Annotated in this window: 23 protein-coding genes; 6 read left to right on the top strand and 17 right to left on the bottom strand. The window is 65.6% G+C overall.

Annotated elements, in window-relative coordinates:
- Window positions 1–51: 51 nt before the first annotated feature.
- The 3 genes from ACO1P8_RS17480 to ACO1P8_RS17470 all read right to left on the bottom strand — a co-directional run bounded on the left by ACO1P8_RS17480 (window position 52) and on the right by ACO1P8_RS17470 (window position 2,885).
- A complete protein-coding gene (locus tag ACO1P8_RS17480) occupies window positions 52–564 on the bottom strand; it encodes a tripartite tricarboxylate transporter TctB family protein (RefSeq protein WP_486297155.1) in 513 nt (170 codons plus the stop codon).
- A 54-nt stretch (window positions 565–618) separates the two neighbouring features.
- Window positions 619–1,596: a Bug family tripartite tricarboxylate transporter substrate binding protein gene (locus ACO1P8_RS17475; protein WP_486297383.1), complete on the bottom strand. Its 978-nt coding sequence runs from the start codon at window positions 1,594–1,596 to the stop codon at window positions 619–621.
- A gap of 71 nt (window positions 1,597–1,667) precedes the next feature.
- Window positions 1,668–2,885, bottom strand: coding sequence for a pyridoxal-phosphate-dependent aminotransferase family protein (locus ACO1P8_RS17470; RefSeq protein ID WP_486297154.1), 1,218 nt, complete (start codon window positions 2,883–2,885; stop codon window positions 1,668–1,670).
- A 176-nt stretch (window positions 2,886–3,061) separates the two neighbouring features.
- Here ACO1P8_RS17470 and budC point away from each other — a divergent pair, with 176 nt between their 5' ends.
- The 3 genes from budC (at window position 3,062) to ACO1P8_RS17455 (ending at window position 6,148) form a co-directional block, all read left to right on the top strand.
- Window positions 3,062–3,826: a meso-2,3-butanediol dehydrogenase gene (gene budC, locus ACO1P8_RS17465; RefSeq protein ID WP_486297153.1), complete on the top strand. Its 765-nt coding sequence runs from the start codon at window positions 3,062–3,064 to the stop codon at window positions 3,824–3,826.
- A gap of 189 nt (window positions 3,827–4,015) precedes the next feature.
- Window positions 4,016–5,467 carry an amidase family protein gene (locus tag ACO1P8_RS17460; protein WP_486297152.1) on the top strand — a complete coding sequence of 484 codons (1,452 nt, stop codon included), beginning with the start codon at window positions 4,016–4,018 and terminating at the stop codon, window positions 5,465–5,467.
- Window positions 5,468–5,575: 108 nt separating this feature from the next.
- Entirely contained in the window at window positions 5,576–6,148 is a 573-nt protein-coding gene (locus ACO1P8_RS17455) for a TetR/AcrR family transcriptional regulator (protein ID WP_486297151.1), read from the top strand.
- A gap of 18 nt (window positions 6,149–6,166) precedes the next feature.
- Here ACO1P8_RS17455 and ACO1P8_RS17450 read toward each other — a convergent pair whose 3' ends face one another.
- From ACO1P8_RS17450 to metC, 8 genes are all read right to left on the bottom strand, one after another.
- Window positions 6,167–7,150 carry a tripartite tricarboxylate transporter substrate binding protein gene (locus tag ACO1P8_RS17450; RefSeq protein ID WP_486297150.1) on the bottom strand — a complete coding sequence of 328 codons (984 nt, stop codon included), beginning with the start codon at window positions 7,148–7,150 and terminating at the stop codon, window positions 6,167–6,169.
- A gap of 83 nt (window positions 7,151–7,233) precedes the next feature.
- Window positions 7,234–8,703: a CoA-binding protein gene (locus tag ACO1P8_RS17445; protein ID WP_486297149.1), complete on the bottom strand. Its 1,470-nt coding sequence runs from the start codon at window positions 8,701–8,703 to the stop codon at window positions 7,234–7,236.
- Window positions 8,700–9,425, bottom strand: coding sequence for an acetate--CoA ligase family protein (locus ACO1P8_RS17440; protein ID WP_486297148.1), 726 nt, complete (start codon window positions 9,423–9,425; stop codon window positions 8,700–8,702). Before ACO1P8_RS17440 ends, ACO1P8_RS17445 begins: the two co-directional genes overlap by 4 nt.
- A 25-nt stretch (window positions 9,426–9,450) precedes the next feature.
- Window positions 9,451–10,995, bottom strand: a complete 1,545-nt coding sequence (locus ACO1P8_RS17435; protein WP_486297147.1) for an acyl-CoA carboxylase subunit beta — start codon at window positions 10,993–10,995, stop codon at window positions 9,451–9,453.
- Window positions 10,996–11,139: 144 nt separating this feature from the next.
- Window positions 11,140–12,000: a transporter substrate-binding domain-containing protein gene (locus tag ACO1P8_RS17430; protein ID WP_486297146.1), complete on the bottom strand. Its 861-nt coding sequence runs from the start codon at window positions 11,998–12,000 to the stop codon at window positions 11,140–11,142.
- 91 nt (window positions 12,001–12,091) lie between these two features.
- A complete protein-coding gene (locus ACO1P8_RS17425) occupies window positions 12,092–12,859 on the bottom strand; it encodes an amino acid ABC transporter ATP-binding protein (RefSeq protein WP_486297145.1) in 768 nt (255 codons plus the stop codon).
- Entirely contained in the window at window positions 12,856–13,506 is a 651-nt protein-coding gene (locus tag ACO1P8_RS17420; RefSeq protein WP_486297144.1) for an amino acid ABC transporter permease, read from the bottom strand. The genes ACO1P8_RS17425 and ACO1P8_RS17420 overlap by 4 nt, the downstream gene beginning before the upstream one ends.
- Before the next feature lie 39 nt (window positions 13,507–13,545).
- Window positions 13,546–14,697 (bottom strand): cystathionine beta-lyase, encoded by a 1,152-nt coding sequence (gene metC, locus ACO1P8_RS17415; RefSeq protein WP_486297143.1) that lies wholly within the window; start codon window positions 14,695–14,697, stop codon window positions 13,546–13,548.
- A 109-nt stretch (window positions 14,698–14,806) separates the two neighbouring features.
- Here metC and ACO1P8_RS17410 point away from each other — a divergent pair, with 109 nt between their 5' ends.
- A complete protein-coding gene (locus ACO1P8_RS17410; RefSeq protein ID WP_486297142.1) occupies window positions 14,807–15,733 on the top strand; it encodes a LysR substrate-binding domain-containing protein in 927 nt (308 codons plus the stop codon).
- Window positions 15,734–15,742: 9 nt separating this feature from the next.
- Here ACO1P8_RS17410 and ACO1P8_RS17405 read toward each other — a convergent pair whose 3' ends face one another.
- Genes ACO1P8_RS17405 through ACO1P8_RS17385 form a run of 5 tightly spaced genes read right to left on the bottom strand, consistent with a single transcriptional unit; the run spans window position 15,743 to window position 19,769 of the window.
- Window positions 15,743–16,420: a glycosyltransferase family 2 protein gene (locus ACO1P8_RS17405; RefSeq protein ID WP_486297141.1), complete on the bottom strand. Its 678-nt coding sequence runs from the start codon at window positions 16,418–16,420 to the stop codon at window positions 15,743–15,745.
- Window positions 16,417–17,001: a class I SAM-dependent DNA methyltransferase gene (locus ACO1P8_RS17400; protein WP_486297140.1), complete on the bottom strand. Its 585-nt coding sequence runs from the start codon at window positions 16,999–17,001 to the stop codon at window positions 16,417–16,419. Before ACO1P8_RS17400 ends, ACO1P8_RS17405 begins: the two co-directional genes overlap by 4 nt.
- A complete protein-coding gene (locus ACO1P8_RS17395) occupies window positions 16,998–17,756 on the bottom strand; it encodes a PIG-L deacetylase family protein (protein ID WP_486297139.1) in 759 nt (252 codons plus the stop codon). Before ACO1P8_RS17395 ends, ACO1P8_RS17400 begins: the two co-directional genes overlap by 4 nt.
- Window positions 17,744–18,823 carry an acyl-CoA dehydrogenase family protein gene (locus ACO1P8_RS17390; protein WP_486297138.1) on the bottom strand — a complete coding sequence of 360 codons (1,080 nt, stop codon included), beginning with the start codon at window positions 18,821–18,823 and terminating at the stop codon, window positions 17,744–17,746. The genes ACO1P8_RS17395 and ACO1P8_RS17390 overlap by 13 nt, the downstream gene beginning before the upstream one ends.
- A gap of 49 nt (window positions 18,824–18,872) precedes the next feature.
- Window positions 18,873–19,769 carry a dioxygenase family protein gene (locus ACO1P8_RS17385; RefSeq protein ID WP_486297137.1) on the bottom strand — a complete coding sequence of 299 codons (897 nt, stop codon included), beginning with the start codon at window positions 19,767–19,769 and terminating at the stop codon, window positions 18,873–18,875.
- A gap of 227 nt (window positions 19,770–19,996) precedes the next feature.
- Here ACO1P8_RS17385 and ACO1P8_RS17380 point away from each other — a divergent pair, with 227 nt between their 5' ends.
- Entirely contained in the window at window positions 19,997–21,046 is a 1,050-nt protein-coding gene (locus ACO1P8_RS17380) for a TauD/TfdA family dioxygenase (RefSeq protein WP_486297136.1), read from the top strand.
- A 97-nt stretch (window positions 21,047–21,143) separates the two neighbouring features.
- Window positions 21,144–22,142, top strand: a complete 999-nt coding sequence (locus tag ACO1P8_RS17375; RefSeq protein ID WP_486297135.1) for a Bug family tripartite tricarboxylate transporter substrate binding protein — start codon at window positions 21,144–21,146, stop codon at window positions 22,140–22,142.
- Between the two features lie 66 nt (window positions 22,143–22,208).
- On the opposite strand, the gene ACO1P8_RS17370 is transcribed toward ACO1P8_RS17375, so the two are convergent.
- A complete protein-coding gene (locus tag ACO1P8_RS17370; RefSeq protein WP_486297134.1) occupies window positions 22,209–23,114 on the bottom strand; it encodes a LysR family transcriptional regulator in 906 nt (301 codons plus the stop codon).
- Window positions 23,115–23,131: the final 17 nt, after the last annotated feature.

The raw sequence follows: 23,131 nt of genomic DNA, 5'->3' as shown, positions 1-23,131 counted from the left end.
GTTGCTTTTCCCGTCGCGCGCGATGCCGCGCGCGGCCGGGCGCGGCCGCGCCTAGTAGCCGAGCAGGCTTTCAAGCGGTCCCTTGGGCAGCGGCACCAGGAACTTCATTTCGAATACCCAGAACAGGACCGCCATGATGACCACGGCCAGGGGCAGTCCTTTCCATAAGGGATACTTGCCCACCCAGCGCATGAAGGCCGCGACGAATAGCGCGGAGGCGACGTAGATGCCCAGGAAATGGATCAGGCCCACGTAGATCGCCAGCGGTACCAGGACCACGCACACCTGGCGCAGCTCGTCGACGTGCACGAACGGGCGCAGGTCGCGCCTGCGCAGGGCCTGCACCGCCACGGCCGCGGTCGCGACGAGAATAATGATGCCGATCCGCATCGGGAAATAACCTGTCTGCGGACCGTCGTCGGCCCAGCCCGCGCCGATGCTGTAGTTGCTCCATATCACCGTCACCGCCAATGCCGCGAGCAGGCCGGCGACGGCCAGTTCCATAACCATGTACGACACCACCGCGCGGCTGGCGGGCCGCTCTTGCTCTTGCGCTTGCATCATGTTCGTGCTCCTTCTGGGGCGCGCCACGCGGGCGCGCCATGCGCCCGGCAATGCCTAGAAGCCGGCGGACTTGATGATGTCCTTGTGCATGCTTTCGTCCTTCTCCAGGTATTGGGTCAGGGCGGTTCCGGTCAGCAGCTCGGGCTTCAGCGCGGAACGTTCCAGGTACTGCTTCCACTCCGGCGTCTCGCTGACCTTCTTGAAGACGTCGACGTAGTAGGCCACCTGGTCCGGCGTGGCCTTGCCCGGCAACAGGAAGATGCGCAGCATCTCGTAGTGGACGTCCAGGCCCTTTTCCTTGCAGGTGGGGATATCCGCCCAGCTCTGCGTCTCGGTCACCTTCTGGGTGTAGGACAGCCGCTGCTCGGCGAAGACGCACAGTGCCCGGTGTTCGCCGGCGCGCCATTGCGCCACGGATTCGGCCGGGTTGTTGACGTTGGCGTCGATATGGTTGCCCGACAGCTGCGTGGCCGCCTCGCCGCCGCCCTTGTAGGGAACGTAGATGAACTTGGCGCCGGTGGCGTGTTCCACCATGGCAGTAATCATCTGGTCTTCGCGCTTGGAGCTGGTGCCGCCCATCTTCAGCTTGTTCGCCTTGGCGGCGGCGATGAACTGGTCGACCGTCTGGTAAGGCGATTTGGCGTTCACCCACAGGACGAACTCGTCCACCGCGACCATCGCGACCGGCGACAGGTCGCGCCAGTTGAACGGCAGCTTGCTGATCAAAGGCACCGTGTACAGGGCCGAAGAGGCCACCAGCAGCTTATTGGGATCGCCGGCCGATGCCTTGGTATCCATCAGCCCTTCGGCGCCGGAGGCGCCTGCCTTGTTCACGACTATCAGCGGCTGCTTCATCAGGTTGTGCTTGGCGACAATGCCCTGGATGGTGCGGGCCATCTGGTCGGACGCGCCGCCGGCACTGAACGGCACGATGATCTCGACCGGCTTGGTCGGCTCCCAGGCCCAGGCGGCCGCCGGCAGCAGCGCCGCCATGGCCAGGGCTATCGCGCGACGCGCTTTGCTTGCTTGCATCATGGTCTCCTCCGTGGTGGTTGGCCGCGCACGCGGCGTCGCCCTCTGGGTGGCGATCGCCCCGGCCGGCGTCAGGCTGCCTTGGCTCGGCGTTCCTGCGAGCTGTCCTGCAATAACCCCATGGCCGCCTGCACGCCGCTGCTGGCCAGCGCGATGCCGGAGAGCTTCAGGCCCATCTCGCATCCGGCCAGCGTTGCCATCAGCGTCAGGTCGTTGCAGTCGCCCAGGTGCCCGATGCGGAACATGCGGCCCTTGACCTTGCCCAGGCCGGTGCCCAGCGACATGTCGAAACGCTCGTAGATCAGTTGGCGCACCGCATCGGCATCCACGCCGGCCGGCATCACGACGCCAGTCAGCACCGGCGAATAACGTTCCGGCTCGATGCACTGGATCTCCAGACCCCAGGCCTGGACCGCCGCGCGGCACGCCGCCGCCAGCCGCTGATGACGCGCGAACACGGCATCCAGGCCTTCCGCCAGGATCATCTCCAGCGCTTCGCGCAGCGCGTACAGAAGATTCGTGCTGGGGGTATACGGCCAATAGCCCGTCTTGTTGCTTTCGAGGATTTCCGACCAGCGCCAGAAGCTGCGCGGCAGGCCGCCTTGCTGGCTGCGTTCGATCGCCTTGGGCGAGACGGCGTTGAAGCTGATGCCGGGCGGCAGCATCAAGCCTTTCTGCGAACCCGATATCGACACGTCGACACCCCATTCGTCGTGGCGGTAGTCGGCGCAGGCCAGGCCGGAGATGGTGTCCACCATTAGCAGGGCAGGGTGTGCAGCCGCGTCGATCGCGCGACGCACGGCGGCGATGTCGGAGGTGACGCCGGTCGATGTTTCGTTATGGACGACGCAGACGGCCTTGATCCGGTGGCCGGTATCGGCGCGCAGGCGATCCTCGATCATCTGCGGCTGCACGCCGCGCCGCCACCCCTCGGTGCCGGGCAGGCCCAGGAACTCCGTATCCAGGCCCAGGCCATCGGCCATCTTCTTCCAAAGGCTGGCGAAGTGCCCCGTTTCGAACATCAGGACACGATCGCCGGGGCTCATGGTGTTGGAGAGCGCGGCTTCCCAAGCGCCCGTTCCGGACGCCGGATAGATCACCACCGGATGCTGGGTCTTGAAGATCTTGCGGATGCCTTGCAGGACTTCCAGTCCCAGCGCGCCGAACTCCGGCCCGCGGTGGTCGATGGTGGGATAGCTCATGGCGCGCAACAGCCGGTCCGGCACGGGGCTGGGGCCGGGGATTTGAAGGAAATGGCGGCCGGCGGGATGGAAGTCGAGTCGCAGCATCGGGGTCTCGCTCCTGGCATCTTGAATTTTGAATGCAAAATACCATAGCAGCGGGTGGCCGGCCTGGGAAGGGCATCGAAGGTCTTTTGGGCTAGTGGTTTACCCGCGCCGCTCTGGGATGCGAGGTATGCCGCTTGCGGCAAAGGTCCCCTTAGCCAACCCGACAGGAGAACATCATGAATCGATTCGCCGGAAAGGTAGTCGTCGTCACCGGCGCGGGATCCGGCATCGGCGCGGCCACGGCCCGCCGTTTCGCGCAGGAGGGCGCCAGCGTCGTCCTGGCCGGACGGACGGAGTCCAAACTGCGACAGGCCGCCGACGGGCTGGACCAATCCAAAGTGGTCGTCCACACGACGGACGTTTCCCGCCTGGACGAGGTGGAAAACCTGATTCGCGCCGCCGTGAAGCGCTTCGGCCGGCTCGATGTCATGGTCAATAACGCCGGCACCGCCGTGGAGGGCACCGTGACCGAGGCCTCGCCCGAAGACTGGCGCGCAGTCATGGCGACGGACCTGGACGGCGTCTTCCATGGCTGCCGCGCCGCCATGCCGGAATTGATCAAGTCACGCGGTTGCATCGTCAACGTCTCGTCGGTGTCGGGCATCGGCGGAGACTGGCGCATGAGCTTCTACAACGCCGCGAAAGGCGCAGTGACCAACTTCACGCGCGCACTGGCCATGGATCATGGCCGCGATGGCGTACGGGTGAATGCCGTGTGTCCCAGCCTGACCCGCACCGAGCTGACCAAGGACATGTATGCCAACCATGCCCTGATGGAGAAATTCGCCGAACGCATCCCGCTGGGCCGCGGCGCCGAGCCCGAAGAGGTCGCCTCGGTGATCGCCTTCCTGGCCAGCGACGACGCCGTCTTCGTGACCGGCGTCAACCTGCCCGTGGACGGCGGCCTCAGCGCGTCGAACGGGCAGCCGCCGCAAGCTTGAGCACGGCCTGAGCCTCCCTGCTGGGGCGGACGGGTCGGCAACTGCCACCGACCATCTCTTCCCCCTGTTTCGCGAGATTGTTGTTGCTTAGATTATGATCGACATTTAATATTATGATCATAATTTAAATAGCGATGCCGACTGCGCCTTTTCGCCGGCATCAATCCGTTCAAACCCGCGAGGAATGTCATGCAGGAAACATCAGGTATGCCGAGCAATTTTGCCGCCCACGCGGCTGCGACTCTGGGCGCGTCGGCCGCGCGCGACGCCATTTGGAAAGGCGAGATGTCAGCAGAGTCCTATGCGACCGCGCTTTTGCGGCGCGCCCGGGAGCAGGCGCAGCTGCGGGCCTTCATCACAATAGAAGAAGACTCGGTGTTGGCGTCGGCCAGGGCGGCTGATCGGGCGCGGGCCGCGGGCGCGCATGCGCCATTGCTGGGTGTCCCGATGGGAATAAAGGACAGCTACCTCACCCGGGGGCTGCGTACGACACTGGGCGTATCCAATCTGATGGAATACGTACCCAACCGGGATGCCGAGAGCGTCGAATTGATTCGGAGTGCGGGCGGCATCGTGTTCGGCAAGAACAACCTGGTCGAAATGTCGTACGGGTTGACCGGCCACAACGGCGCCTATGGACAGGTGCACAACCCCCGGGCGGCCCACCACGTCACCGGCGGTTCGTCCAGCGGATCGGCCGCCGCGGTCGCGGCAGGGATCGTTCCGGCCGCCTTGGGTGGCGACACGATCGGATCCATCCGCGTACCGGCCTCGCTTTGCGGGATAGTCGGCTTCAAGCCAACCACCGGGCGCTGGCCGCGAGGCGGCGTAGCCCCGATCTCCCACACCCTGGATACAACCGGCGTATTTGCCCGCAACGTCGAAGATTGCATGTTGATCGATCAGGTCATCACGGGGGAAGCGGACCCGACAGGCGAGCCCCCGGCGGGACTGAAGGGCGTGCGGCTGGCCTACGCCCCGCGGCAATACCTCGAACTCGTGGCGCCGGAGGTCGAAGCACGTTTCCATGACACCGTGCGCGGATTGCGGGAGGCCGGCGCGGAAATCGTAGAGGTCGATCTTGGGTATGACTTTTCCGCGCTGGCCTTGAATGCGACCTGGAATATTTTTTTTCGCGAAACACGGGGTGCGATCACCGACTTTCTTCGCCACCACGATATCCCGGTTACTTTCGACCAGATATATGGCGCCCTGAAATCCGAGCTGAAGGAGGTGTGGGCGCGTTTTGCCCTGCCGGATGGACCGGGCTACATTTCGGTATCGTCCTATGATGCCGTATTGCGGGAGCGCGACGAAATCCGGCACCGGTTCGATGAGGCATTCCTGCGCAGCGGCGCACATGCGCTCGTCTTTCCGACGACCCCGTGCACCGCTCCATCGACAGAGAACCAAACGAGCTTTACCATCGCGGGCCATCCGGTGAATCACCTGGCGCTGGCAAACCACACGATTCCGACGAGTGCTGCCGGGCTTCCTGGCGTTAGCATCCCTGTCGGGTCGGACCAGCATCATCTTCCCATCGGCCTCGAGATCGACGGACCCTATGGCAAGGACAGGTCGCTGCTCCAGTTGGCCCGGCGGATTGAGGCCGTGGTGGGAACGCTATCGTTGCCCGTGTGAACCAGGCTTCGTTTTCCGCAACCGTCCTTATCGTTGTCCGCAGAACGTTCGGACCTCGAACATGACAGGCGAAGCCGGCACTCCCAGTATCGATCAAAGGTAGGATCAATGCGTTTCGAGAAAGGCCACAAAGAAAACACACGCCGTCGCATCGTCGAGGTGGCGTCCAGGCGTTTCCGCAAGAATGGCGTTTCGGCATCTGGACTGGCCGGCATCATGGCCGAGGCGGGATTGACCAACGGAGCGTTCTATCCACACTTTGCATCGAAGGAGGATCTCGTGCGGGAGGTCCTTGCCAGCGCGCTGGAGAACCAGCGCGCGCGGTTGGCGCAAGCAAGCGAAGAGGGGATCGATATCGAAGGTGCAATCCGGAACTACCTGAACCGATCCCATCTTGAGACTTCCGACGATGGATGTCCCTCGGCCGCCCTGTTGCCCGAGGTTGGCCGTGAGCCTCTCTCCACGAAGCAGACATACGAGGAAGGACTGCTCGCCTACGTCACGCGCTTGGCGGCGTTGCTTCCCGGCGGCGGCCCGGTGCAAAGAAGGCGCCGGGCCATCGCCGTTTTCGGCCTGATGGTGGGCACGCTGCAAGTGGCGCGGGCCGTCGCCGATCCCGCGCTCGCCGAAGACATCCTGGAAGGAGGGGTGAAAGCCGCGCTAAGCCTTGCGAAGGCATGATGTGCGTCGGCGGCCAGGCTAACCGCCTTGCGCCTTCTTCACCTTCAGCTTGCTCAGGACTTCCTGCACGCTCTGCGTTTCGGAGGCCAGCATATCCACGGTGTCCCGGGCATCCAGGTAGCGCGGCGCCCATTGGTTCCGATCCAGGAATTCCCGCCATTCCGCGGTATCGGATACCTGTTTCAGGGCGGATTCCCAGAATTTGATCTGGGCCGGCGTCAGGCCCCTGGGCGCCATCACGCCCTGCGGCGACGATGTCACCACATCGATGCCCAGTTCCTTCCAGGTCGGCGTATCGCGCAGTATCCCGTGCAGGCGCTGGGGCGACCCGATGGCCAACAGGCGCACCTTGCCGGTCTGCAGGGCCGGGATGATGGTCGGCGTGGTCGCCCCGACCACATCGACATTGCCGCCGATCAGGTTGGTGATGGACTCGCCGGAAGACTTGAAGGGCACAAAGGTCAGCCGCGAGATATCGACACCGGCGCGCATCAGGGGCTTGGCCACGCCTACATGCACGTCATTGCCCAGCGTCGCGGCGATGGCGATATTCAGGTCGCCCGGGTTTTTCTTCAAATGGGAGACCAGGTCCATCGCCGTCTTGAACGGCGAATCGGCGCGCACCAGGACGCCCACATAGCCGTCCAGCAGCATCGCGATGGGCGTGTAGTCCTTGTACGAGACCTTGATGTTGCCCAGGTAGTGGTTGTTGACGATCGAGGTGGCCAGCGTCATCAGGTAGTGCGGGTCGCCGGGATGCTGGTCCAGTACGTTCAGGGCCACCTGGCTGGACGCGCCGGGCCGGTTCAGCACGATCATGTCGGTGACCAGCTTGCGGGCCAGCAGCATTTCCTGCAGCTTGCGCGCGACGGAATCCAGCGCCGCCCCCGCGCTGGCGGGCACGATGAACTGCACTTCCTTGTTGATCACGGGCGGCGCCGCGCTGGCCTGCAGGGCGTATGCGCCAAGACAGGCCAGCAATCCAAGAATGGTTTTTTTCATCTCTTGTCTCCTCAGCCTGAAAGTGCCGTACGGCCGGGCGGCCAGGCTTGTGCCGCGGGCTCGTCCATCTTTGGCGGCGGCCGTCAGGCCGGCCGCGTGTCGCGAAAATGCCGGTAGTCGCGCAGCGCGGCCAGTGCCCGCGCGGCCGCCGGCAAACCGAGAAAAACCGGGATGCCGGCGCGCATGGCCTGGTGGACATACGCCTGGCGCAGCGTTTCCAGATCGGCCTGGCCCGGCGATCGCAGCACGAGGAACAGCCTGACGTCCCGGGGCAAGGCCGCCTTCAGCTCGATCACCGCATGCACCAGTTCGTCCATCAGCGCGCCTTGCCGGTATCCCAGGATGACGGGCAGGTTCAGGTGAGCGATCACGGCGCCGGGCCGCTCCGTTTCCACCACCGCGGCCAGGATGCCGCGCGCCAGCGCGCCATGGTCGCGATCCAGGATATTCGCGGGAACGTCCAGCGGATTCTCCAGGCCCGCGCCGGATGGAATCCCCAGCCGCTGCAAGGCGGCGATCGTGCCGGCCCGCAGTTCGGGCACCTCTATGCCCGCGCGGCCGAAGGCATCCGCGGCAAGCACGCTGGCGCCGCCCCCATTGCCGAACAGCACCACGCGGCCGTCGAAAGAAGGGGAGGTATCCGCCTCATGTTCCAGGGCGACCAGCGCATCGGTGAAGTCCTCCATCGTATCCACCAGGATCGAGCCCGTCTGCGCCGCCAGCGCGCGCCACACCTGGTCGTTGCTGGCCAACGACCCCGTGTGCGAGGCCGCGGCGCGCTGGCCTTGTCCGGTGCGGCCCCCCTTGAGCAGGACGATGGGCTTGCGTGCCCGGGCACGCCGCAACAGATCGAAGAACCGGCGCCCGTCGCGGATCTCTTCGACATAGGCGCCAATGACCCGCGTACCGGGATCCTCGATGTAATACTCCAGCAGGTCGCCGGGGTCCACGTCCAGGCAATTGCCCAGCGATACGACGCCGCTGAAGCGCAGGCCCCGGTATTCGCCGTTGCGAACGATATCGATCGACAGGCCGCCGCTTTGCGAGAGCACGCCGACCGTGCCGGCATCCCCCATCCGGCCATCGGTGAAGGTGACGCGGCCGGACGGCGAATAGATGCCCATGCAATTGGGACCCAGCAGGCGCATGCCACCCTGGCGTACCGCCTGCGCCAGCGCCTCGCGCAGCGCGCCGCCGCGGCCGCCTTCGCCGAAGCCGCTGGACATCACCTGCGCGAAGCGCACTCGATGCCGGGCCGATGCCAGCAGGGGCGGCACGGCTTCGGCCGGTATGGCGATGAAGGCGTAATCGATGGGTTCCGGGGTATCCGCCAGGGAAGGATAGGCGGGCAGGCCCTCCAGCCGGGTTTCCGTGGGATGGATGGGATAGATCGCGCCCGCGTATCCCGCCGCGCGCAGCCGCTGGATGAACTTGTTGCCCTGGCCGGCGCTCCTGGCCGATACGCCTGCCACGGCGATCGTGGCGGGGCGGAACAAGGCGCCGAATCCATCGCGCGACGGATCCTGGGGAGCTTGATGAAGGTCGGCGTTCACGACGGTTGCGTCTCCGGGATCAGGATCAGGCGCGCATCGACCGCCACCGCGCCCTGCGCCGAGACGATCAGGGGATTGATATCGAGTTCACCGATAGCGTCGGCCGCCTGCGTCAACAAGCCGTTTTTTCCACCCATGGCCAGGAGTGCATCGGTAATTACCGCATCGGGTACGCGGGCGCCGCCGCGTGCCCCGCGCAGCAGCGCCGCCCCCTGCAGTTCGTCCAGCATCTCCTGCGCATCCAGGTTCGTGATCGGGCAGATGCGGAAGGCCACGTCGCGCAGGATCTCCACAAAAACCCCGCCCAGGCCGAGCATGATGACCTGTCCAAAAGACGGGTCGCGGAACCCGCCGATCACGATTTCGTGGCCGGGCGGCGCCATCTCTTCCAGCAGGAAACCGTCCAGGCGGAAGCCGGCCGCCGCGCAGCGCGATGCCATGTCGTCCATGCAATCCTGGATCTCGTTTGCCTGGCTCAACCCCAGCCGGACCCCGCCGAAATCGGATTTGTGCAGGACATCGGGCGACACCAGCTTGAGCGCCAAAGGCGCTTGCAGATGTTCGAGCGCCACCTGGGCTTGCTCTCCGGTTTGTACGACGGCCGAGCGGGGTACGCGCAGGCCGTATTCGGCCAGCACGCGCTTGGCCAGCGGCTCGTCCAGGGCAGGGTGTCCGTGCCGGCGGGCCTGTGCCAGGATGGCGGCGATGGATGGCGGTGGCATGGGGCCTCCGGGGCGACGTTGGCGGTCAGTAGCTGGTGGGCCAGTTGGACAGGCGATGGGCCCCCACGCCGCGGGACGGCTTGCGGGCATAAATCTCCAGCAGGCGCGACAGATAGGTGCGCGTATCGCGGGGATCGATGACATCCTTGGCTTCGTAAAGCCCGGCCAGCGCCCACGGCGCGTTGTCCTGGTTGATCTCGTCGACCCGGCGCTTGAATTCCTCCGGCGTGTCCTCGTAGCGCAGGCCATACAGGACATTGACCGCCGTGCCGGGGTCCATGAAGCCGTAGTCCGCGCAAGGCCATGCCGCGGCCTCGTCGCTGTTGCGGCCGCCGCCCATGTTCAGATAGGCCTGGCCGTAGTTCTTGCGCAGGGTCACCACGAAGCGCGGCACGGTCACCTGTGACAGCGCGTTCATCCAGTTCATGATGCGGCCGGGCGCGCCGCGCTTTTCGCCGTCCAGGCCGATCAGGAAACCGGGCTGGTCCACCAGGAAAACGATGGGGATGTTGAAGGAGTCGCACAGCACCAGGAAGCTGGTGGCCTTGGCGCAGGCGTCGACGTCGATGGCGCCACCCTTGAACTTGGGATTGTTCGCCAGCACGCCCACGGTCTTGCCGGCAACCCGGCCCAGGCAGGTCACCATCGACTTGCCGAAGCGCGGCTTGAGCTCGAAAAGGCTGTCGCGATCGAGCAGGCGGCGGATGACGTCGCGGCTGTCGTAGGTCTGGGTGCGCGAATCCGGCACGATATCCAGGATATCCGCCATGGCATCGTCCGATCCCGCGGGCACGGGGGCCACGGGCGGCGCTTCGCCGTTGTGGCTGGGCAGGTAGGCGAGGAAGCGCTTGACCGCATCCAGCGCCTCTTCGTCGCTGTCCACCGCGACGTCGACGATGCCGGTCGTGGCCGTGTGCAGCTTCCAGCCGCCCAGTTCCTCCGCGTCCACGGCCTGCTTGATGGCCAGTTCGGTGACACGGCTGCTGGCCACCGCCATGGTGGCGCCTTTGCGCATGACGACGAAGTCCGACAGGCAGGCATACCAGGTGGACGATCCGTAGCAACTGCCCAGCAGCGCCGACACCCAGGGCGTGCGGCGATCGCGCAGGTATTCCAGCGGGTCCTGGCCCAGGATGGCGCGCCCGGCGGCGCCCATGCGGTCGGGCATGCGGGCGCCCGCCGACTCGCCCAGCATCACCAGCGGCATGCCGGAATCGTTGGCCACCTGCCGCACATGCTTGATCTTCTTGCCGTTGACGACGCTGCTGGAGGCCCCCATCACGGTGAAGTCATTCGACACCACGGCCACCGGACGGCCGGCAATGGCGCCGAACCCGGCGATCTTGCCGTCCGCCGGCGTCTTGTCGCGCGCTTCCGGCCGAAAGGAGGTGGCCAGCAGGCCGGACTCGAAAAAGCTGTCGGGATCCAGCAGCACATCCAGGCGTTCGCGGGCATTGAGTACGCCCTGGGCCCGCCGTTTTGCCAGGCGGTCTTCGCCGCCCATGCCGTATGCCTTCTCCTGCCGCTGACGCAATTCCTCGATATAGGTGTCGTGGCCCATGTTGCGCATGCTCTCCTTGGCGTTGACTGATAGTAGCGATCACAACTACTACAAGTCAAGCACCGGTCTGGAGAGAACGCCGGCATGGGAGCGCGGTTGGCGGTCATGCTGGCGCGGCGGGACCATACGAGTGCCGCGCCAGGTCAAGTCACCTCACTGTGCCTTGGCTTCCGCTTCGGCGCGGGCGATGGACCCGACCATGTCGTAATCCTTGCCGACCCACTTCCGCCCGAGTTTCTCGATGGTCCCGTCCGCCTTCATCGCGGCGATGGCCCGGTTGACCGCTTCGAGCAGCGCCGGCTCGCCCTTGCGCAAGGCGGCAGCGGACAACTGGTAGGTCAGGGGTTCGCCTACCTCCTTGATGGGCATCTTCCGCTCGGTGGCGTAGCGCAGGCCGCCGAAGTGCGAAATGATGACCGCATCGACCCGGCCGACCGCCAGGTCGGCGAAGATCAGGCTGCCGTTTTCGTAGCTTTGGATCGTGGCCTGCGGCAAATGCGCGCGCGACCAGGATTCGTTGGACGATCCGGTGGTTACGCCCACCCGTTTGCCCGCCAGGTCCTTGTCGCCATGGATATCCTTGTTGTCCTGGCGAACGAAGATGCGGAAGTCCTCGACGCCATAGGGCTCGGAGAAATCGACCTGCAGCTTGCGTTCGGCGGTGGGGGTAACGTCATTCATGACCAGGTCGTACTTGTCGGCCTTCAGGCCGGCGACGAAGTTCTTGAACGAGTCGGCGACGAATTCGATCCTGGGTATGCCGATGCGGCGCGCGACTTCCTGGGCCATATCGACGTCGTAGCCGGCGGGCTTGTTCTGGTCGTTCAGGAACGACCACGGCGGCGAACTCTGGGTATTCGCGATGCGGATGACCCCGTTGGCGCGGATGCGGTCCAGCGCGCCATCGGCGTGCGCGGCCGCCGGAAGAAGTGCGGATACCGCCGCCGCCAGCATGATGGTGGCGGCGCCCCAGGCCGCGGAACGGAAAGGTGATAAGCGGAGATTCGGCAACATGGTGCTCCCTTGGGTATGTGATGCCGCTATGCGACGCGGCGTTGGAATATGCGCCCGCAGAGGCGCCAGTGGTGATCGTCGAATGGCGGGCTCAATCGCCCAGGCGGCCCAGGAACTGGCGGCAACGCGGGCTGGCTTTTTCTCCGAAGAACTCATCGGGCGGGCAGTTGGCCAGGATATGGCCGCCTTCCATGAATACGACGCGGTCGGCGACTTCACGGGCGAAGCGCGTTTCGTGCGTCACGACCAGCATGGTCATGCCTTCCGCGGCCAGCTCGCGCATGGCTTGCAGCACGTCGTCCCGCAGTTCCGGATCCAGGGCCGATGTCGGTTCGTCGAAGAAGATGACTTCGGGCGCCATGGCCAGGGCCCTGGCAATCGCCACGCGTTGCTTCTGCCCGCCGGACAGCTTGCCGGGGTACTGCGCGGCTTTTTCGCTCAGGCCGACCCGGTCGAGCAGCCGCATGCCGGTGTGGATTGCCGATTCGCGGGCCACGCCTTTGGCGAGCATGCCCTCGATGACGTTCTGCAAGGCCGTCATGTGAGGGAACAGGTTGAACGATTGGAACACCATGGCCGTGCGCCGGCGGATGTCCCGCACCGCCTGGCGTCGCGAGCGATCGCCGGTCCCGCCGTCGCAGGCCACGCCGATCCCGCAGATTTCCACATGGCCGTCGTCCGGGGTTTCCAGGAAATTCAGCGAGCGTATCAACGTCGTCTTGCCGGAGCCGGACGGCCCCATGATGACGACAACCTCGCCCTGCAGGACTTCCAGGTCGACGCCGCACAGGACCTGGTTGGCGCCGAAGCTTTTCTTCAAGCCGCGGACGCGCACGGTATGGGAGCGATTGCCGTTCATTGGTAGCGCCTCGACAACTTGGCCTCGAATAGGGTCTGCAGAATGGTCAGGATCTGGTTGATCAGCCAATAGATGGCGCCGACCATGACGAACATCTCCATGTAGCGGAAGGTGGTCGCGCCGATCTGGTCCGCCACGCGCGTCAGCTCGACGACAGTAATGGTGGAGGCCAGCGAGGTGTCCTTCATCAATGCGATCAGCCGGCTGCCCAAGGGCGGGATGGCGATGCGCAAGGCCTGCGGCAGGACAATGCGCCGCATGGTGCGCGTGTAGCCCAGGCCCATCGACCATGCCGCCTCCCACTGGCCCCGGTCGACGCCGGTGATCCCCGAACGGAAGTTCTCGCTGAGATACGCCGCCGAGAACAGCGTCAGGGCTACCAGCGCGGCGGCGACGGGGCCCACCACGATGCCGTAGGTCGGCAGGCCGAAGTAGATCAGCAGGATCTGGATCAGCAGGGGCGTGCCGCGGAAGATGGACACATAAGCGAAGGCGAACCAGCGCAGCGGACGCAGGCTCGAGATGCGCGCCAGGGCGATCAGCATACCCAGCACGCATCCGCCTATGAAGGACGTCAGTCCAAGGAATAAAGTCATCAGCAACGCCGGCCCCAACAGGGGCGCGGCGCGCTGGAAGAGTTCCCACATGGTTATCCCCTTGTGTCGTGGGTGTTTGGAGTCATCGCGTCATGACGCGTGCTGGCCATAGGCGCGCAGCGCACCTGCCAGGTCCTGCCGCAGCGCTTCCCGGTTCTCCAGGCCGATGGAAAGCCGCACCACGGGCTGGTCCGTGCGCGCATACACGCGGCCGGCTTGCAGAGGGGCGGGGTAATACGCCGCCAGGCTATGCGTGCCGCCCCAACTGGCGCCGATGGAGAAATGCGCCAGCGCGTCGAAAAAAGCGTGATGCGCGCGCTCGCCTGCGGGCTGCAGGATCATGGAGAACAAGCAGCCGTTGGTGCGCATGTCCCGCTTCCATCGCGCGTGGCCCGGATCGGATACCAATGGCGGATACAACAGCTCGCGCACCTGCGGCTGGCCGGCCAGCCAGCGGGCGAGGTCCAGGGTGGCGGCGCTCTGGGCAGCCAGGCGGACCTCCAATGTCTCCATGCCGCGCATAACGAGAAACGCATCGTCGGGACTGACCTGCAGGCCCATGATGCTCTGGGTTTCGCGCAGTACTTCGTAATGTTGGCGATCGTTCATGCTGATCGCGCCGACCAGCAGATCGGAATGGCCGCCGAGGAACTTGGTTGCCGCTTCGACGCAGAAGTCCACGCCATGTTCCAGTGGGCGGAATCCCAATGGGCTGGCCCAGGTGTTGTCCATCATGGTCAGCACGCCACGCCGGCGGGCCAGGGCGGCGATGGCTGGTATGTCCGGCATTTCCATCGTCACGGTTCCCGGCGCCTCCATGCAGATCATGCGCGTGTTTGGCTTGAGGAGTGCCTCGATCTCCGACCCGATGTCCGGCTTGTAGAACTCGACATCGACGCCCATGCGGGCCAGGTAATTCTGTGCGTAGGTCTTCAGCGCGCCGTAGCACGCCGCGGACACCAGCAGATGGTCGCCGCCCCGGACGAAGCCCGTCACGCATGCCATCAGCGCCGCTTGCCCGCTGGGTGTCACGACACAGTGCCGGCCGTGCTCCAGCGCCGCGATGCGCCGTTCCAGTTCGCGAGCGGTGGGCGTGCCGGTGATGCCATAACTGAAACCGTCCGGCTGGCGCGATTTGCGATTGGCGAAGTCCTGGAAGGTGTCGAATACCACGGTCGATCCGCGCATCACCGGGGGGGACAGGCTACGATAAGGCTCATTAGGCTGGTTTATGGTTTTCATTGAAGCTATTGGGCAAACAGGTGGATAAGCAGACCGGGAGCAGTTTCGGCCATCGCGCCTATTCGTTCAATATGGTGATTCGTTTAGCTCTATAAGTGAGGCTTATAGGATGGATATGCGTGAGATCCAGGTCTTCCGCGCCGTCATGCGCGCCGGAACGACCAGCAAAGCCGCTCACTTGCTGGGCGTTTCGCAGCCGGCGGTAAGCCAGGCCATACGGCGGCTGGAAGAGGCGGCGGAGCTGCGCCTGTTCGAGCGGGTGCGCGGCCGGCTGGTGCCCACCCAGGAGGCGAGCGCCCTGATCGAAGAGGTCGACCGCTGTTTTTCCGGCTTCGAGATGATCGAGCACCGCATACGCAGCCTGAAGTCGTTCGGCCTGGGGCGGCTTGCCGTGGGGTCGCTGCCCGCGCTGGGGACCGGCTTCATGCCGCGCGCCATCGCCCATTTCCAACTGGCCACGCGGCGTGTCCAGTTATCGTTCCAGATCCTCAGCTCGCGCGAGGTCTACCAGCGCGTGCTGGCCGGCCAGCTGGACTTCGGCTTGATGGCCGACGAACTGGATGTGTCGGGATTGGAACATTCCGAATTCCTGCGCATGCCCGGCGTAATCGCCATGGCCGCCGCGCATCCGCTGGTGCGCAAGCCCGTCATCGAGCCGGCCGATCTCTGCGCCCACCCCTTTATCGCGCTCAATCCGGAAGATGCCAATCGCCGCCGGCTGGAAGCGATGCTGCACGAACAGGGGTGCAAGGTCAGCCCCATCCTGGAGACGCCTTACTCCAACACGATCTGCGAACTGGCGATGCACGGGCTGGGCATGGGGATGGTGCATCCACTGATGGGGCTCGATTACGTCGGGCGGGGTATCGTCCTGCGGCCGTTTGCCCTGGAGGCCCCGTTCCGCACCCTGCTGGTGTTTCGGCCGGGGAATCCGCTGTCGGAAAACGCGAAGGCTCTGCTGCGCAGCATGCGGATTCAGCTGGAGGCGGATCTGGCGCAACTGGGGCCGATGCTCAAGTCCGCGGCGAGCGCGTGACCTCGCGGATCACGCCGCCTTCTCGTCACTCTCCCAGCCCTCCCGCAACGCCGCGGCAAAGCCCTCGTCGACGCGGGAGTAGGGGCGGGCGCTGGTGGAGACGCGCGGCAGGGCGCTCCAGGCGATGGTCTCGCCGGCCCGTTCCAGGCGTTCAACCAGATCACGATCCTCGTGGCACGCCAGCGCGCGGAAACCGCCGGCCCGCACGTAGGCATCGCTGGCGACGCCCAGGTTGGCGCCGTGGATGTGCCGGTGCCCATCGTGATCGCGATAGGCCGATTGGAAATGCCACTTGGCCTCGTGCGCATGCCGGCCATGTCCCGTCCAATCCGCCACGCTGACCGTTCCGCATACCGCGGCGGCCTGCAGCGACAATTGATCCGCCAGCCAGGACGCCGATACGGTGGTGTCGGCATCCGTGAAGGCCAGCCATCGGGCGCCCGCCGCGATCAGGTAATCCGCGCCGGCCGCACGCGCCTGGCCGACGTTGCGGCAGGCCACGCGCAATTGCGCCACCCGCGATGGGCCGGCATATTCGGCGGTGCGATCCGTGCAGCTGTCGAGTACCAGGGCGGCCACCACCCTTTCACCCTTCAAGCCCGGGTGCATGCAGGCCTTGCGGATGGAGGCCAGGCAGGCCTGTACGGTGTCCTCCTCGTTATGGGCGGGTATGCAAACGCCTATCATGCGGTTTCCTTATTGGGTTTTCGCCAAATGTCGAGTTGGAAGCGCTCGTCCCGGTAAGCGATGACGCGCGTCAGTTCGCCCATGTCGTCGACACGGGCATGGAGCTCGGATGTGGGCTGCTGGCGGTCGTCGAAATCCTTGGTGTAGTGGCACATGACCCATTCGCCGCCGGGCGCGAGCGCGTCATGGCATCGCTGAAGGAAAGCCGCGAGCCCGGCGTCCGGGATGTAATAGGCGAGCTCCGATACAACAACCAGCTCGCAGCTTTCGCCCGGCCGCAACGGCCATTCGTCCGGCAGTTGCGCGACATGCGTGCGTACATGTGCAATACCCGCCTGCCGCAAGGCACGGACGCACAATGCGATCGCCGTTTCCGCGCCGTCGATGGCCACCAGCGCGTCGCATCGCGGTGCCAGGCAGCGCGTCATCTCGCCGTTGCCGCATCCGAGCTCCAGTATCCGTCCGTAGTGCTGTCTGGGAAGGGCGGCGAGCAGCACGGCGCGCTTGCGCTGTTCGTACCAGGATGCCCGTACCTGCCAGGGATCGGCGCATTGCCTGTACAGCGAGTCGAACCGGTTCATTCGAATATCACCTCGAAGGGGCGGTCCACCCTTTGCAGCATGGTCGGTGTCAACACCGGCGGCTTGCCGGTGGACGAGTCGGCCTCCAGCTGCGTACGAAAGCACTGCACCGCGCGCCGTTTCAGGCCGAGTGTCTCGTCGCCCAGGCGGACGGCGCGCGCGCGCTCGGTGGGAAACGCGCCGGTTTCGGGATCCATCCAATGCCAGGCCCATATCGGCACTTCCAGGAAACGCGCGCCTCGCGCGCGCGCGGCGCGAAAGGCGGCACGCGACGCGGATTCGTGATCGGGATGGCCGTCCCATTGCCACGGCGCGATCACGGTGTCGCGCGGGTGGATCGAGGCGGCCAGACGGTCCGCGATGTCGTCCTCGAACGCCTCCACGCTGCCGTCGGCCACTTCGAGCCGATGGCGGCTGGCTCCGGGCGCGATCAATGCCAATGCGGCGCTGCTTTCGCGTATCCGCTCGCGAGCAAGCCGGGCGGGTTGCCATGTGCGCGAGTCCGGATGGCTCCGTTCGCCATCGGTGACGGCCCATATGCTCAGCGGCACGCCGGCCAGCCAGGCCTTTCGCATGATCCCGCCGCAACCCAGGATCTCGTCGTCCGGATGCGGGGCGACGATGTGCAAGGTTCCCGCCGGCTGCACCAGGCCAAGCGGATCGATGGGGCGCGGGGGATTCCGGTCCAGCCAGGATTGCCAACGCGCTTCGGATGTCCCGGTGCCGCGAATGACCCGGTCGATCAAAGCGTCCATGGCGCGGTCTCCGAGGCCTCGATCAATGCGCGGCCATGTGCCGCCAGGTCGCGTTCGCCATGGCTTTGGCGCAGGTAGATCGGCAGGTCGGCCAGCAGGCCGGCCAACGTGGGATCTTTGCAGAAGGGGGAGGGACCCAGCGCGCGCGGCGCCCGTTCCAGCACAGCATGCGCCGCATCCTCCACCGCCAGACGGGCCCGCCACACCGCGCGCGCATGAGGCTGCCCGGGGTCGGCGTCGATGGCCGCGGCACAGGCACGCATCTGCGAGGCGGCCTGTGCCAGCTTGATATCGATCGCGCCCAGGTGGGCGAGGGTGTGCGCATCGTCCGGGCGGCGACGGGCCCCCAGCCGCACCGCGTCGGCGATGGCGGCGCAGGCGCCATACCAACAGGCCGCGACGCCGGCCGCGCCATGCAGGAAACCGGGCCGCTGGACATAGGCTTCCGGCGCGCCGACCAGGACCGCCGGAACGTTATCGAACTCCACATCGACGCTTGCGGTGGGGCCCATGCCGACAGCGTGCCAGCCCTCGCCAAGCCGTACACCGGGGGCATCCATGTCGACCGCCGCCAGGCAGGGCTGCCCCCGCGGGTTCCACACGCTGACCAGCGCGCGTGTCACGCTGGCCGCGCCGGAACACCATGGCTTGATTCCGGACACGCGCGCGCGGCAGGGAACCTCGGTGTCGTCGACGGCTGCCGTCACGCGCATGCCGGGCGGCTCGGCGCACCATACCGCCCAGATGTCCCGCGGCTGGACCTCGCTCCACAGGTTCAGTTCATGCAGGATGGCGACGGCATCCAGATGCCCCTCGACCAGCTTGACCAGCGGCAGGCTGCTGGCAGCGATGTCGGCCAGGACACGCCAGCGTGCCAACGTGCGTCCGCTTCCCGGTGTCGGTACCGTGTGCGTCAGGCCACCGGCGATGTCCTGGAATATCGAGCCGATTTCCGCGGCGTCGCGGGTGCGGCCGGCGGCGGCGCACAACGTCCCGAAACGCCCCAGAGGATCCGGGGTCGTGCCGGGACGCAGGCATTCCAATAGTGATTTCGAAGCAGTTTCCATGCGTGCCATCGCCAAACAGGGTCAATGCGATGGCGGGAAACAGCAACAGTCATGCCCGGGCAGGCGCCAGCCGGAAGTCGTACTCCGCCGTCCAGAACGGCGCCTTCATCTCGCGGCCATCCGGCGCGAGGCCGGGGGCATGCGGCTGGAATTCGACGATCAGGCTGTCGCGCACGCCGAAAACGACGTCGGATTCGATGTACGGGCTATTGGCGACGAAGATATGCGTGGTGATCTCCGCGTGGCCCGGCGCCGAGACCTTGAAGTGGATATGGCCTGGCCGGTTGGGGTGTTGGCCGAAACCCTGGACCATCCTGCCGACGGGGCCGTCCATGGGAATAGGGTAGTAGCTCGGCCGGATGGACCAGAAGGCATAGCGGCCCTGCGCGTCGGTGCGTAAACGCGCGCGCGCCAGCATTTCGTTCTGGCCCGCGACCTGCATGTCGTAGACGCCTTCGCCGTCGCCGGACCAGATATCGAGCAGGACGCCCGCCAGGGGCTGCCCGGCGGTGTCCGTGACCCGGCCGTGGTAATACGCGGGCTCGCCGCGCACGCCCTCGGCGATATTGCTGCCCAGTTCGCGCTCGGGCGCGCCTTCCCAGTAGTACGGGCCCTGGACGGTGGCCTCCGTGGCGGGCGTGGCGGCGACTCCCTCGGGCAACGAGGCCGAGGCCCGCGCCTGGGCCAGCATGACGACCTGCATGGACGCCCCCAGGGTATCGGACAAAAGAATGAATTCCTGGCGCTTGTCGGTACAGGTCTGGCCCGTGGCCGTCAGGAATTCGATGGCCGCCATCCACTCCTCGGGCGTCAGGTCCACTTCGCGGATGAACTCATGCAGTTTGGTGACGAGCGTCGTCATCAACAGCCGGAAACGCGGGTCGGGTGAATTGGCGACCCGTTCGAGGACGGTCCGGGTCAGTTGCAGGGGATCGGGCTGTTGCATGGATGTCTCCGTCGTCCGGTTCTTGTATGAGGTTCAGGGATGGCGGCGCGTCGCGGGGCGGCCATCCAGCGCGCGCGCATCGGGTAGCCGAGGCTGCGCGCGCCGCCGCCTATGGTAATCCCGGATATCGGATTTCCCGTCGCCGCCGCGACGGAATAATTCGTTTTTGCCGCCACGCCTGCGTTCCTATACTTCCCCACGAACCGCAACCAAGGGAAAACGCATTCATGGAAATGCAAGTCGAACGCACACGGGATCTTGCCGAAGGCGAGGAAGTCACCATACTCGACACGTCTGCGCCGGGCCGTCCGCCGATACGCGACACGCCGCTCGAGGGGCCCATCGTCTGGGAGCGCGATACGCTGGCGCCGGATGATGGCATCATCCATATCGGCGACGATAGCCTGGCCGAAATCGAAGCCTTCGTCGAGTCCTTGCGCCGCAATCCGCTGCCCACCCTGCTGCTGACGCCCGCGGATTTCGACATGCCGCACTGCATGGCCATGATGCGGCGCGCCCGCGAAATACTGCAGCATGGCGTCGGCTTCGTGATCCTGGACAAGGTGCCGGTGCAGCGGTATTCGCAAGAGGAAAACCGCGCCATCTACTGGATGCTGGGGCAAATGGTGGCCCGGCCGGTGGCGCAGAGTTTCGACGGCAAGATGATCTACGACGTGAAGGACCAGGGCCGTGCCTACAGCACTTCGGTGCGCGGCGACACGACCAGCAAGGACCAGAATTTCCACACCGACAACAACTACAACCTGTGCCCGCCGCACTATGTGGCCTTGTTCTGCCTGCATCCGGCCATGGCGGGCGGCATCAATAGCATCGTCAGTTTCTATTCGGTCTACAACGAGATGCTGAAGCGGCATCCCATCGAACTCGTCGAGCGCCTGTATCAACCGTTCCTGGCAAACCGTCAGCGCGAACACTATCCGGGCGACCCGATGGTGCTGAGCCGTCCGCTGTTCACCTATGACGGAGAATGGCTGAACTGCAAGCTGTCGCGCCATCAGACCCTCAGCGGCTATCACCTCGCGGGACAGGAGCTGGATCCGCTGGGTTTCGAAGCCTTGGACGCGCTGGAATCCATCATGCGCGAAGAACGCTGGAACCGCGAGTTCTTCTTCGAACGCGGCCAGATTCAGATCGTCGACAATCGCCGTTGCGGACATCGCCGCACGGGGTTCGTGGATTATCCAGAACCGGAACGCAAGCGGCACCTGCTGCGGCTGTGGCTGCGCGACGAAGGGCGCCGCTCATATCACGGTTGATGATTGGACCGCCATAAAAAGCTGTATAGAAGCACCAGCGGCGAAGGCGAGGGGACATGGACACCGGCCTTCCGGATAACGACACAAGGGGTATTCCATGGACATTTCCTGCGCGATGCGTGGCATCGGCACGCGCCTGCTGGCGGCGTTGTCATTGATTCTTCCGTTGGGATGGGCGGGGACGGCGCACGCCGGCGCCTATCCCGAGCGGCCCATCAAGATCGTCGTTCCGTTCACGCCGGGCGGCACGTCCGACGTGCTGGCGCGCACGCTGGCCGAACAAATGACCCTGGACCTGGGCCAGCCCGTTGTCGTGGAAAACCGCCCGGGTGCCGGCGGCGCGCTGGGTACCGGCGTCGTGGCGCGCAGCGCGCCGGACGGCTACACGCTGCTGATGGGGTCGAGCTCGGCGCTGGCGGTGAATCCCGCCTTGCAGAATGACCTGCCGTACGACGCCGCACGCAGCTTCGTGCCGATCTCGCTGGTGGCGGGCATCCAGAACATCCTGCTGGTCAATCCATCGCTGCCCGTCAAAAACGTGCGGGAGCTGATCGCCTACGGCAAGACGCACAAACTGTTCTATGGCAGCGCGGGCACGGGTTCGTCGCCGCATATGTCGGCCGAGCTGTTCCAATCCATGGCCGGCATCGAGATGACCCATGTGCCATTCAAGGGCGGACCGCAAGCGGTGAGCGAAGTGGTGGCGGGGCGCGTGGATCTGGTCTTCGACAATATGCCGACCGCCGCGACAATGGTGAAGTCCGGGCAGTTGCGCGGCCTGGCCGTGACCGGCGCGCATGGGTCTCCCATGGTTCCCCAGATTCCGACGGTGGCTTCGCAGGGCCTGCCGGGATACGATGTGACGGTCTGGTATGGCCTGGTAGCGCCCACGGGCACGCCGCAGGCCATCGTCGATATCCTCAGCAAGGAAACTGCCAAGATCCTGGCGCGGGACGATATCCGGAAAAAGCTGACCGGCATCGGCACCGAGCCGCAAAGCATGACGCCGGCGGCTTTTGGCAAGTTCATGGCGGGCGAGCGTGCCAAGTGGGCGCAGGTCATCCAGAAGACGGGCATCAAAACCGCCGCGCGTTGATGCAAGCAGGGCGACGCTGCTCAGCCGCGCATCCTTCCCGATGACGACGGCACGGCCTCTGAGTGTTCAGGCCGGCGGCATCGCTTCCCGCGGGAAGTCGCTGACCTCGGCCGCGAGCAGCGCCACGGCCGTGACCAGCGGGCTGGTATTGCCGCGCTGGTGCACGGCGACGAATTCCAGTCGAGGGAAGGCGGGCGACGTGTCCAGCACGGTCAACAGCCCGGCCAACACCTCGTTCCGATGCGAGGCACGGTGCAGCAGCCCCACGCCCAGGCCCGCCGCGATCAGCTTGGCCGCCACCCCCATGTCGCTACAGGAGATCAAGGGGTTGTATTCCACTCCCGCCGCGCCGAACCACTGCGCGATCGCGGGGTAGTGCGGCGAGGCCTGCGACAGGCCGACGATGGGATATTGCGCCAGATCCGCGGGCGTCAACGTGCTTTCGACCGGCAAATCCAGTTCCGGCGAAGCCATCCATACGAATTCGTCATGGCCAAGCGACACCGCTTCCAGCGTGGGATCGGTGATGGGCGCGCCGGCAAAGGCGATGTCCAGCTCGCCGGATCGCACCATTTGCAGCAAGGGGGCCGTCAAGCCAAGCCGGATCTCGAAGCGGACGCGCGGATAGCGCGCGCGGATGGCGGCGATCAGCCGCGGCAGCCAGGTGTGGGCAATGCGCCCGGCCACGCCCATGCGCAATAACCCGGCGATGGCCTCCGGTTCGCCCAGATGGAAACTGATGCGCTCGGACAGGGCGATGATCTGCTTCGCCCAGGGAAGGATTTCCTCGCCCTTGGCCGTCAATTGCAGGCCGTGGTGCGAGCGGTCGAACAACTCGACGCCCCAGGTGGTCTCCAGCTCGCGTATGCGCGTCGAAATGGTCGATTGCGTCGCGTGCAGGGCCTTGGCCGCGGCGGCGAAGCTGCCGAGCTGCGCCACGCGCGCGAATGAAACGAGTTGCCGGATGTTCATTCACGCAGTGTGGCGCG

Source organism: Bordetella sp., from assembly GCF_057362025.1.
This window is presented reverse-complemented; position numbering and strand designations above follow the sequence as displayed.

Bases quoted from the DNA above. Each gene is read 5' to 3' on its own strand.
- ACO1P8_RS17420 (WP_486297144.1), bottom strand. From the start codon at position 13,506: ATGTGGGAACTCTTCCAGCGCGCCGCGCCCCTGTTGGGGCCGGCGTTG.
- ACO1P8_RS17400 (WP_486297140.1), bottom strand. From the start codon at position 17,001: ATGAACCGGTTCGACTCGCTGTACAGGCAATGCGCCGATCCCTGGCAG.
- ACO1P8_RS17425 (WP_486297145.1), bottom strand. From the start codon at position 12,859: ATGAACGGCAATCGCTCCCATACCGTGCGCGTCCGCGGCTTGAAGAAA.
- ACO1P8_RS17380 (WP_486297136.1), top strand. From the start codon at position 19,997: ATGGAAATGCAAGTCGAACGCACACGGGATCTTGCCGAAGGCGAGGAA.
- metC (WP_486297143.1), bottom strand. From the start codon at position 14,697: ATGAAAACCATAAACCAGCCTAATGAGCCTTATCGTAGCCTGTCCCCC.
- ACO1P8_RS17405 (WP_486297141.1), bottom strand. From the start codon at position 16,420: ATGATAGGCGTTTGCATACCCGCCCATAACGAGGAGGACACCGTACAG.
- ACO1P8_RS17440 (WP_486297148.1), bottom strand. From the start codon at position 9,425: ATGCCACCGCCATCCATCGCCGCCATCCTGGCACAGGCCCGCCGGCAC.
- ACO1P8_RS17410 (WP_486297142.1), top strand. From the start codon at position 14,807: ATGGATATGCGTGAGATCCAGGTCTTCCGCGCCGTCATGCGCGCCGGA.
- ACO1P8_RS17375 (WP_486297135.1), top strand. From the start codon at position 21,144: ATGGACATTTCCTGCGCGATGCGTGGCATCGGCACGCGCCTGCTGGCG.
- ACO1P8_RS17470 (WP_486297154.1), bottom strand. From the start codon at position 2,885: ATGCTGCGACTCGACTTCCATCCCGCCGGCCGCCATTTCCTTCAAATC.
- ACO1P8_RS17460 (WP_486297152.1), top strand. From the start codon at position 4,016: ATGCAGGAAACATCAGGTATGCCGAGCAATTTTGCCGCCCACGCGGCT.
- ACO1P8_RS17475 (WP_486297383.1), bottom strand. From the start codon at position 1,596: ATGCAAGCAAGCAAAGCGCGTCGCGCGATAGCCCTGGCCATGGCGGCG.
- ACO1P8_RS17435 (WP_486297147.1), bottom strand. From the start codon at position 10,995: ATGCGCAACATGGGCCACGACACCTATATCGAGGAATTGCGTCAGCGG.
- ACO1P8_RS17480 (WP_486297155.1), bottom strand. From the start codon at position 564: ATGATGCAAGCGCAAGAGCAAGAGCGGCCCGCCAGCCGCGCGGTGGTG.
- ACO1P8_RS17390 (WP_486297138.1), bottom strand. From the start codon at position 18,823: ATGGAAACTGCTTCGAAATCACTATTGGAATGCCTGCGTCCCGGCACG.
- ACO1P8_RS17455 (WP_486297151.1), top strand. From the start codon at position 5,576: ATGCGTTTCGAGAAAGGCCACAAAGAAAACACACGCCGTCGCATCGTC.
- ACO1P8_RS17370 (WP_486297134.1), bottom strand. From the start codon at position 23,114: ATGAACATCCGGCAACTCGTTTCATTCGCGCGCGTGGCGCAGCTCGGC.
- ACO1P8_RS17450 (WP_486297150.1), bottom strand. From the start codon at position 7,150: ATGAAAAAAACCATTCTTGGATTGCTGGCCTGTCTTGGCGCATACGCC.
- ACO1P8_RS17395 (WP_486297139.1), bottom strand. From the start codon at position 17,756: ATGGACGCTTTGATCGACCGGGTCATTCGCGGCACCGGGACATCCGAA.
- ACO1P8_RS17430 (WP_486297146.1), bottom strand. From the start codon at position 12,000: ATGTTGCCGAATCTCCGCTTATCACCTTTCCGTTCCGCGGCCTGGGGC.
- ACO1P8_RS17385 (WP_486297137.1), bottom strand. From the start codon at position 19,769: ATGCAACAGCCCGATCCCCTGCAACTGACCCGGACCGTCCTCGAACGG.
- budC (WP_486297153.1), top strand. From the start codon at position 3,062: ATGAATCGATTCGCCGGAAAGGTAGTCGTCGTCACCGGCGCGGGATCC.